Consider the following 8,734-nt stretch of genomic DNA (forward strand, 5'->3'; position numbering starts at 1 on the left):
CTGAAGGCTTATGCAGCGGAGCAGGGCGTGCCTGGCGCAGAATCTCTCGGTGCCGACATCTACCTTGAAAAGGTGATGCCCCTTGGGGCTGGTCTTGGCGGTGGCAGTGCAGACGCTGCGGCAACTCTTCGTCTCTTGAACCGCATGTGGAATTTGAACTACCTGCCTGAAATTCTGGAAGGCATTGGTGCAAAGCTTGGCGCCGATGTGCCGTTCTTGGTTCGTGGCGGTACTGCCTTTGCCGAAGGTATCGGTGAAAAGCTCACCTTTATGGACCCACTGCAGCTGCCCGAAGGCGAATACCTGCTGATTTGCACCCCGCTGGATGCCGTTCCTACCAAGGATGCCTATGCTGGCGTTGCCAAGTCCGGCCCTGCCCGTTGGGATGAGTATAAGGCTTCTTGGTCTACCTTGAACAGCCAGAAGGGAGTTTTCAGCCCGGTTGCCGGAGCCTGCGACCTGTTTAACGCTTTTGAGGGTTCTGTGTTCCCACTGCACCCCCTGGTTGAACAGATGAAGGCTGAATTCCTGCGCCAGGGTGCCAAGTGCGCCCTGATGTCTGGTTCCGGAGCCTCCGTTTTTGGCATTTTTGCCTCGAAGGATTTGGCGCAAAAGGCTGCGGAAGCCATGAAGTCCATATCTCGTTACCAAAAGGTAACCCGCTTTTTTACCGGATTTTAGCCGTTTTGGATACCCCGCCCTTTAAAAATCTGGCGTAAATACTATATTTGCGCCACCATTGGGATATCGTCAAGTGGTAAGACAACGGATTTTGATTCCGTTATTCGCTGGTTCGAGTCCAGCTATCCCAATGTTTTTTAACAATTTAATTTAACTCGAATGGAGTAAATTATGGAACTCACTAAGCTCGTAGCAACCTCGAGAGTACAGGGCAAGAGCGCTGATAGCAAGCGTCTCCGCAAGGCCGGCCAGATTCCGGCTGTCTATTATGGTAAGGGTCAGGAAGCAGTGAATGTTAGCGTTAGCGCTATCGACGTTCGCAAGGTCCTCGCCCCGGGTAAGCGTTATACGCTTCTCGACCTCGTCATTGATGGCAAGGAAGGCAACGCCGCTGTAGTTTACAACTATCAGAAGGATCCCATCACTCAGGAAATCATCCACATCGACTTCCTGAAGATCGATGAAAACACCAAGGTTAAGGTTCGCGTTCCTGTTAAGCTGAACGGCCTTCCGGTTGGCGTTAAGACTCAGGGTGGTACCTTTGCTCAGCAGAACCGTTACATCAACCTTGCTGCTGTTCCCACCAAGATCCCCACTCTCATTGAAATGGATATCTCCAGCTATCCTGCTCCCACCACTTTCTACGCCAAGGATCTTCCGCTGGCAGAAGGTGTTGAACTGGCTTGCACTCCGCGCGTTGTGATTTTCAACATCACCGCTAAGCGTGGCGCAAAGGCTGAAGAAGCTCAGGGCTAATTTCCTAGGTTCAAACCCAGCAAATTTCAAACACTCGTGGATTTTCCGCGGGTGTTTTTTTATTTTTAGACGCATGAATACAATGATTATCAAAAAACTTTCTGCCCTCCTTTCTGTAATAGCATGCACCGCATTCGTTTGCTCCTGTGCCAGCAACGAACCGAAGAAGGATAACGATCCTACTCGTGAAAAGGCCAAGGCTGCATACGATAAGCTGGAAGCAGAAGAGTAAGGCTTATGTACTTAATTGTTGGTTTAGGTAATCCTGGAACGCAGTATTCCAATACCCATCATAACGCAGGTTTCATGGCGGTAGAAAAACTTGCTGCCAGTGACGACTGGAAGTCTGAGCATAAGGCTTTGACCCAGAAGGTTGTAATCGCCGGCCAGGAATGCCTGCTTGCTAAGCCACAAACCTATATGAATCTGTCAGGGGAGTCCGTTCAGGCTCTTATGACCTGGTACAAGATCAAGCCTGAGCAGATCCTGGTTTTCAGTGACGATATTAACCTGGATGTGGGCCGTATCCGTTGCCGTGCCAATGGCAGCCATGGCGGTCAGAACGGGCTTCGCAACATTATCGAAAAGATAGGCGACAAGTTCCCCCGCATTCGCTTTGGCGTGGGGAAGTGCCCTCCCAAGTTCGACCTTAGTAACTGGGTTCTGGCCAAGTTCCCGCCAGAAGATCGCCCTGTTTTTGACGAGGCTCTTGAAAAGGTGAAGCCTTTGGTGGAATGCTACTTCAAGTTCGGCATCGAAAAGTGCATGGAAAGGTACAACGGGAAGTAAGTCTGGTTTCCATTGCATAAAAATTGAGAGGCTGAACGGCCTCTTTTTATTTTGTCCCGATTCTTTTATATGATGCACTTTGTATTATATATGGTTTGAATGCTGCGTAAAAATGAGATTTGTGCGGAAAAATCTTTAGGATTGTTGAATTACAAATGAAAAAAATCTAGCTTTACCTTCATGTGCTTCATGTTGCCCGGAGGTAAAATGAAAAAGTTGCATTTGTGCTTTTTACTGGTTGCGTCATCGCTGTTTGTTCTGGGATGTGGCGATGACAGCGCAAGTAACGCCAATAACGAAAACGGCGGCTCCAGCTTGCCTCCACAACAGGGAACTGAAATCCCGTGCGACGCTGGCAATGAAGGCCTTGTAATCAAGCCGGTCGATAGTGAAAATCCCCGCCTCTGCGCCAACGGAACATGGGTAGAAATACTTTCGTCATCCTCCAGTGACGTTCCGAAATCTTCTTCTAGTACCATCCAGAATTCTTCTTCCAGTGTTATCCTGAGTTCATCTTCCAGTGTCATCCTGAGCGAAGTCGAGGGATCTAGCAGTTCCAGCGAGATTTCCGGTCAAACCGGGAATGAAGTGCAATCGTCTTCTTCTGTGACACAGAATTCTTCATCCAGTGATGTTCCGAAATCTTCTTCTGGTACCATCCTGAATTCTTCTTCAAGCGTCATCCTGAGTTCATCCTCCTCTGTCATCCTGAGCGAAGTCGAAGGATCTAGCAGTTCCAGCGAAGAATCCAAGATGTACCTTTGCGACGATGGCGTAACATACGTTCTAGACTTGGCAAACTGCGCAAACAGTTCTTCTTCCAGCGTCATTCAAAGTTCTTCATCAACTAAGAAGCCAGAAGAGTCTTCATCCTCAACTCCAATACTCTCGTCATCATCGACACTGATTTCCTCGTCATCCTCGACTCCGATCGAGGATCCCAGCAGTTCCTCTTCAAGCGTCGTTTCTAGTTCAAGTTCCGCAGTTTCATCAAGTTCAGTTCAAAGTTCTTCTAGTAGCGTAATGGCTAGTAGCTCTAGTAGCAGTGTAGCAAAGTCTTCATCTTCTGTAAGTGTCAGTTCTTCAGGTATTTCTAGCTCTTCGATGATGCTAAATAGTACATATGATGCAACAAATAATACTTTAACCGATATACGCGATGGTCATGTTTATAAAACAGTAACTATCGGAACTCAAATTTGGATGGCTGAAAATCTGAATTATTTGCCTCGAGATACTAGTGGCACTTTTTGGGCTGGTCGCTCTATATGTGGTGGTGGAGAATATCAGTCACTGCAAGAAGGCGATTGCTCTGTTTATGGGAGATTATATGAAAAAGATATAAACGCCTATGATCATTATAATCAAAACATTTGCCCTGATGGTTGGGATGTTCCCACATTGAAACAATGGCAAGTGTTAGTTGAATTTCTAGGAGGGATCAATGTTGCCGGAAAAGCAATGAAATCAAATGAAAACAGGTATTGGCCTGATGAAAGTCTTATGAATGAATATGGATTTTCTGCTATTCCTGCAGGTTATTTCGTTAAATCTAAAGGCTATAATTCACGTAATGATATTGGCGAGTTGAGGGCTGTTTTTACAGTTCATAGTTTTAATTCCACTGAAAAAAATGGAATTTGGATAAATGATAAGAGTGATGTTGCCACATATACTAATTATGGACAAGGATTTTATCTTTCTATTCGGTGCATAAAAAAATAAGGGAAAGCCATCCTTTTCTGGTCTGATGTTTAATTTGCAGAGGAATGGTTCATGCCAAAATATTTGATACTGTTGCTTCTTCCTTTACTAATGCTTGTCTCTTGTGGAGACGATGATTCTAGTGGACCTTTAGTAAGACCTGAAATAGAGGAATCTAGTTCGTCTATTGAAAGGTTAAGTTCTTCTAGTAAGATTATGTCCTCATCATTGAGAGACTCTTCTTCTAGTGGCAAGAAATCGTCTTCGTCAGTTGAGAGTTCCTCAAGCAAGGGAGCATCATCTTCGTCGGAAGATAGTTCTTCTAGTGGTAAGAAATCGTCTTCGTCAGTTGAGAGTTCTTCAAGCAAGGGTGTTTTATCTTCGTCGGAAGACAGTTCTTCTAGTGATAAAAAATCGTCTTCGTCAGTTGAGAGTTCCTCAAGCAAGGGAGCATCATCTTCGTCGGAAGATAGTTCTTCTAGTGGTAAGAAATCGTCTTCGTCAGTTGAGAGTTCTTCAAGCAAGGGTGTTTTATCTTCGTCGGAAGACAGTTCTTCTAGTGATAAAAAATCGTCTTCGTCAGTTGAAAGCTCCTCAAGCAAGGATGTGTCATCTTCATCAGAAAAAAACTCATCTAGTGAGGTTCGTTCTTCTTCATCAGAAAAGAGTTCGTCCTCTTTAAACAGTGTATATGACGCAACTAATAATACATTAACAGATTTACGAGATAACCACATATACAAAACTGTAACCATCGGCTCTCAAGTATGGATGGCTCAAAATATTGATTATCTGCCGGATGATACGGTGGGGACGAAATATGGGGGGAATACTGTTTGCGGAGGCGGTACAACGGGAACCTTTAATGAAGGTGATTGCTCTATCCATGGAAGATTGTATACAAGAGAAGTTCTTATTGATCCTATTGGCGATGGACGAGTTATATGTCCGGATGGGTGGATAGTTCCAACACTGACTCATTGGAATGTATTGATTGAATATTTAGGGGGGGCTTCTGTTGCAGGAAAAAAAATGAAATTGGATGATAATTCTATGTGGGGCGAAAATATGGAACATTCGAATGAATCTGGATTCTCAGCTACTTTAGCTGGCTATTATACTATATTTAATGGATTTAACGATGTTACTGATACCTACAAAAGAACTTCAATGCTCGTATATCCTGTTGATAATTCATTGTATTCTGATGAAATAAAAACAAAAACGATTTATGATGACGAAGATACACTTAGGGATCTTAAGTACCATGGACCACAATATGCAATTTCCGTTCGTTGCATAAAGGATTAATTAAGGAGTAAAATCATGTCTAAAACCATTCTTTTTTGGCCTGATGTTTACAAAGAACAGGGACACTGGTTGCCTACGCTGAAATAAACCAAACGCACCTACGGTATATCTCATAACAAACAATTTAAGGACTCTCAAAATTTTGCGAGTCCTTTTTTTTATAAAGAAAGCTATTGGCAAGGCTTCCTCGGTCTCAAAAATTTTACAGCATTTTTGGTGCACAAAATCCCGAAAAAAGCATCGACATTGAAATGCAAAAGTGCTCTGTCCGGCCGTTTCCTTTGCAAAAATTCAGAAGCTATGCCTATAAAATGGAATGCGGGGCGTTGCGGGGTGTCCCCGCTGGGTGGGGTATGGAGGCAACAGAGTGCCGACTAGGGGCGGGGCTCCGCCCCCTTGAAAAAATGAGTTTGGAAGCACTTTCGTCTGATTTCCTATATGGCGTTCGGGGAACGCATATAGTTGCGGCTCGGAAATGTCAAAAAGAAAAAATGCTTTTTGCCGCTTCTCTCGCCTTTTGCTATATTTGCAACGCAAAAAGTAAGAGGTTCATTTATGAAAATTTTGCCTGAAGCTTTAACGTTTGACGACGTTCTTCTCGTTCCCGCAGCATCCTCCGTTTTGCCCTCCCAGACAGACGTGAGCACTCAGCTTGCCCCGAACATTAAGCTCAACATTCCGGTGATCAGCGCTGCTATGGATACCGTTACCACGGCTCCTCTCGCTATCTCCATTGCTCTTCAGGGCGGTCTCGGCATTATCCACAAGAATATGTCTGTTGAAGAACAGGCCGAAGAAGTTCGCAAGGTCAAGCGCTGGCAGTCCGGTATCGTGACCAATCCGGTGACCCTGGATGCAGACCAGCCGGTTTCCGCCGCATTCGAAATGCGTGCCATGCACAAGATCAGCGGTTTCCCCATCCTCAAGAAGGGTAAGCTGGTGGGCATGCTTACCAGCCGCGACCTCCGCACCATTACTGACTACAGCGTGAAGATCGAAAAGGTGATGACCAAGAACCCCATCACCGCAAATCCCAAGATCAGTCTCGCCAAGGCCAAGGAACTTTTGGCCGAAAAGCGTATTGAAAAGCTTCCTCTGGTTGATGCTAACGGCGCTCTCAAGGGCCTCATCACCATGACCGACATTCTGAAGCGCGAAAACAACCCCTCTGCAAGCCTGGACAAGAATGGCCAGTTGTTGGTGGGCGCTGCCGTTGGTACTGCTGCAAATACTTTGGAACGTGTGGCCGCCCTCGTGGAAGCTGGCGTTGACCTGCTGGTTATCGATACCGCTCATGGCCACCACATTGGTGTCCGCAACATGGTGAAGACCGTTCGCAAGAAATATCCCAAGCTCACCATCTGCGGCGGCAACGTCTGCACTCCGGAAGCTGTTACTGAACTTGCCAAGTGCGGTGCAAACATCGTCAAGGTGGGTATCGGTCCTGGTTCCATCTGCACCACCCGTATCGTTGCTGGCGTTGGCTACCCGCAGTTCTCCGCTGTTGTTGAATGCGGCAAGGCTGCCCGCAAGGCTGGCGTAAAGATTATCGCTGACGGTGGCCTCAAGTTCTCTGGCGACATCGTCAAGGCTCTGGCCGCTGGCGGTCACGCTGTCATGATCGGTTCCATGTTTGCCGGTACCGAAGAAGCTCCGGGCGAAGTCATCCTGGCTGATGGCCGTAGCTACAAGAGCTACCGCGGTATGGGCTCCCTCGGCGCAATGGCTGCAGGTTCTGCAGACCGTTACTTCCAGGGTGGCATCAAGGAACCCCGCAAGTTCGTTCCCGAAGGCATCGAAGGCCGCGTTCCTTACAAGGGACCGCTCCGCGATACCATTTACCAGATCATCGGCGGTATCCACTCTGCCATGGGTTACGCAGGTGCAGCAAACCTGAAGGAACTCTACGACAAGGCTACCTTCGTCCGTATCACTGGCGCTGGCCTCCGCGAATCTCATCCTCACGATGTGACCATCACCAAGGAAGCCCCGAACTACCGTTCCGAAGGTTAATCGCTTAGGTTGCCGCGGGTCTTTATCGCTCGCGGACCTTGAGTGGCCGCCCTCCGTGTCATCCAGAGCAAGCCGCGAAGTGGCTTGTCGAAGGATCTAGCCTATGAAAAATCCCGTTGCAGTCTAGAGCTGCAGCGGGATTTTTTTTATGACTACATGAGACTTCGGTTGAAAATTTATTTTGTTCATAATGAATATCTTTTATTATATTCAGAATAAGGTAAGAGGTTGGAATGAAAAAGAGTTTTTTGTTTGGAATGGCGGTTGGGCTTGGCCTTGTGCTGAGTGCCTGTGGTGACGACAATAACAGTTCGTCGCCTGGTGGATTTGACGTTAGTTCGTCATCGGTAGAGTTTACGGATAACGAAAGCAGCGCTGTTGTCGTTGATGAACTTTCCAGTTCATTTGATGTTTCTAGTTCATCGGAAGGATTGCTACCGGGCAGTTCCGCCAATGAAATTACCGATAGCTCCGCTATTGAACCTGCGTATAGTTCGGCTGGCGAAACAGTCGATAGTTCCGCAGTGTCCAGCAGCTCTGCAGAAGAGTCTGTTGAAGAAGTTCCCGCGGAATCCAGCGGCAGTGAGGACGTTTCATCAAGTTCCGTGATTCTTGGTGATACTACTGCAAGGATTTCTTATTCCCTCAAGCCATTCAAGGGCCCGCTGCCTAATCCCCATAAGGGCTTTACTCTCCTTACCGAAGGCGCCTGGAATTTCGTTCCTGAGTTTAGATTCGGGCCCGATAAGAATGGCGCCTGGAACTTGATTACCTATGGCTCCGGTTACCAGCGCTGGGATAAGTTGAATCCAGCTAAAGGTGTTTACGACTGGTCCGAGCTGGAAGATTTGCTGAACGTGCTTCAGGAACATGGCTTGGGCTACGCATTGCGCGTGTTCCCTTATTCTCCTTCCTACATTCAAGGCAACAATACGCCTGCAAGTGAATACGACTGGACTCCGGAATGGGTTTACAAAGAAGGCGCCCAGAAGGACTACGCCATCTTTCAGGATAACGGCGCTCGTGCCCAGGTTCCCAGATGGGACGATCCTGTCTACATGAAAGCTGCCAAGGATTTTGCAACAGCACTAGCTGCAAAGTACGACGGCGATCCGCGCCTGGAGTATATTGATGTGCGAACCTTCGGGGAATGGGGCGAATGGCACGTTTCCCACCTGGATGGTAGTGACATGCCGTCTTTAAAAGTTCAGAAGGAATTGCTGGATCATTACGCCTCTGTTTTCAAGAAGACTTTGCTTGCTCTGCCTTCTGATGGCTACGGCGAAATTTATACCTACGCCTTGAGCCTTGGAATTACAAAACGCGATGACGGTTTTATCGGGATTCCCGGTACTGCGGATTCCCTGGTGCGCGCATACAAGGCGGGACTCCCCACCATTGCGGAAAATATTGGCAGCTACGAAAGAATGCTGACCTTTGACAACAAGAGTTACATGAGGTGGACTCCGGAGCGCTGGGT

Annotated in this window: 12 protein-coding genes and 1 tRNA gene; 10 read left to right on the forward strand and 3 right to left on the reverse strand. The window is 47.2% G+C overall.

Going from position 1 to position 8,734, the window contains the following annotated elements:
• From MJZ26_14005 to pth, 5 genes are all read left to right on the forward strand, one after another.
• Positions 1–681, forward strand: a 681-nt coding sequence (locus MJZ26_14005) for a 4-(cytidine 5'-diphospho)-2-C-methyl-D-erythritol kinase (GenBank protein MCQ2106892.1), incomplete at its 5' end; no start/stop codon positions are given.
• A 59-nt stretch (positions 682–740) separates the two neighbouring features.
• A tRNA-Gln gene (locus MJZ26_14010) sits at positions 741–812 on the forward strand.
• A gap of 40 nt (positions 813–852) precedes the next feature.
• Complete coding sequence (locus MJZ26_14015; protein ID MCQ2106893.1) at positions 853–1,437, forward strand: 50S ribosomal protein L25; 585 nt, start codon at positions 853–855, stop codon at positions 1,435–1,437.
• Positions 1,438–1,510: 73 nt separating this feature from the next.
• A complete protein-coding gene (locus MJZ26_14020) occupies positions 1,511–1,669 on the forward strand; it encodes a hypothetical protein (GenBank protein MCQ2106894.1) in 159 nt (52 codons plus the stop codon).
• Between the two features lie 5 nt (positions 1,670–1,674).
• Positions 1,675–2,226 (forward strand): aminoacyl-tRNA hydrolase, encoded by a 552-nt coding sequence (gene pth, locus MJZ26_14025; GenBank protein ID MCQ2106895.1) that lies wholly within the window; start codon positions 1,675–1,677, stop codon positions 2,224–2,226.
• 149 nt (positions 2,227–2,375) lie between these two features.
• On the opposite strand, the gene MJZ26_14030 is transcribed toward pth, so the two are convergent.
• Positions 2,376–2,753 (reverse strand): hypothetical protein, encoded by a 378-nt coding sequence (locus MJZ26_14030; GenBank protein MCQ2106896.1) that lies wholly within the window; start codon positions 2,751–2,753, stop codon positions 2,376–2,378.
• A gap of 45 nt (positions 2,754–2,798) precedes the next feature.
• Positions 2,799–3,056: a hypothetical protein gene (locus MJZ26_14035; GenBank protein ID MCQ2106897.1), complete on the reverse strand. Its 258-nt coding sequence runs from the start codon at positions 3,054–3,056 to the stop codon at positions 2,799–2,801.
• Positions 3,057–3,249: 193 nt separating this feature from the next.
• Here MJZ26_14035 and MJZ26_14040 point away from each other — a divergent pair, with 193 nt between their 5' ends.
• Entirely contained in the window at positions 3,250–3,951 is a 702-nt protein-coding gene (locus MJZ26_14040; protein MCQ2106898.1) for a hypothetical protein, read from the forward strand.
• A gap of 29 nt (positions 3,952–3,980) precedes the next feature.
• Here MJZ26_14040 and MJZ26_14045 read toward each other — a convergent pair whose 3' ends face one another.
• Entirely contained in the window at positions 3,981–4,685 is a 705-nt protein-coding gene (locus MJZ26_14045) for a hypothetical protein (protein ID MCQ2106899.1), read from the reverse strand.
• Here MJZ26_14045 and MJZ26_14050 point away from each other — a divergent pair.
• The 4 genes from MJZ26_14050 to MJZ26_14065 form a co-directional block, all read left to right on the forward strand.
• Positions 4,684–5,241, forward strand: coding sequence for a fibrobacter succinogenes major paralogous domain-containing protein (locus MJZ26_14050; GenBank protein ID MCQ2106900.1), 558 nt, complete (start codon positions 4,684–4,686; stop codon positions 5,239–5,241). The genes MJZ26_14045 and MJZ26_14050 overlap by 2 nt on opposite strands.
• Positions 5,242–5,414: 173 nt before the next feature.
• Entirely contained in the window at positions 5,415–5,813 is a 399-nt protein-coding gene (locus MJZ26_14055) for a hypothetical protein (GenBank protein MCQ2106901.1), read from the forward strand.
• Entirely contained in the window at positions 5,797–7,254 is a 1,458-nt protein-coding gene (gene guaB, locus MJZ26_14060) for an IMP dehydrogenase (protein MCQ2106902.1), read from the forward strand. Before MJZ26_14055 ends, guaB begins: the two co-directional genes overlap by 17 nt.
• A gap of 233 nt (positions 7,255–7,487) precedes the next feature.
• Positions 7,488–8,734, forward strand: a 1,247-nt coding sequence (locus tag MJZ26_14065; GenBank protein ID MCQ2106903.1) for a beta-galactosidase, incomplete at its 3' end; no start/stop codon positions are given.

The organism is Fibrobacter sp. (assembly GCA_024398965.1).
Lineage (GTDB): Bacteria > Fibrobacterota > Fibrobacteria > Fibrobacterales > Fibrobacteraceae > Fibrobacter.

Bases quoted from the DNA above. Each gene is read 5' to 3' on its own strand.
- guaB (MCQ2106902.1), top strand. From the start codon at position 5,797: ATGAAAATTTTGCCTGAAGCTTTAACGTTTGACGACGTTCTTCTCGTT.
- MJZ26_14035 (MCQ2106897.1), bottom strand. From the start codon at position 3,056: ATGACGCTGGAAGAAGAACTGTTTGCGCAGTTTGCCAAGTCTAGAACG.
- MJZ26_14015 (MCQ2106893.1), top strand. From the start codon at position 853: ATGGAACTCACTAAGCTCGTAGCAACCTCGAGAGTACAGGGCAAGAGC.
- MJZ26_14045 (MCQ2106899.1), bottom strand. From the start codon at position 4,685: ATGGTTACAGTTTTGTATATGTGGTTATCTCGTAAATCTGTTAATGTA.
- MJZ26_14020 (MCQ2106894.1), top strand. From the start codon at position 1,511: ATGAATACAATGATTATCAAAAAACTTTCTGCCCTCCTTTCTGTAATA.
- MJZ26_14040 (MCQ2106898.1), top strand. From the start codon at position 3,250: ATGGCTAGTAGCTCTAGTAGCAGTGTAGCAAAGTCTTCATCTTCTGTA.
- MJZ26_14030 (MCQ2106896.1), bottom strand. From the start codon at position 2,753: ATGACACTGGAAGATGAACTCAGGATAACACTGGAAGAAGAATTCTGG.
- pth (MCQ2106895.1), top strand. From the start codon at position 1,675: ATGTACTTAATTGTTGGTTTAGGTAATCCTGGAACGCAGTATTCCAAT.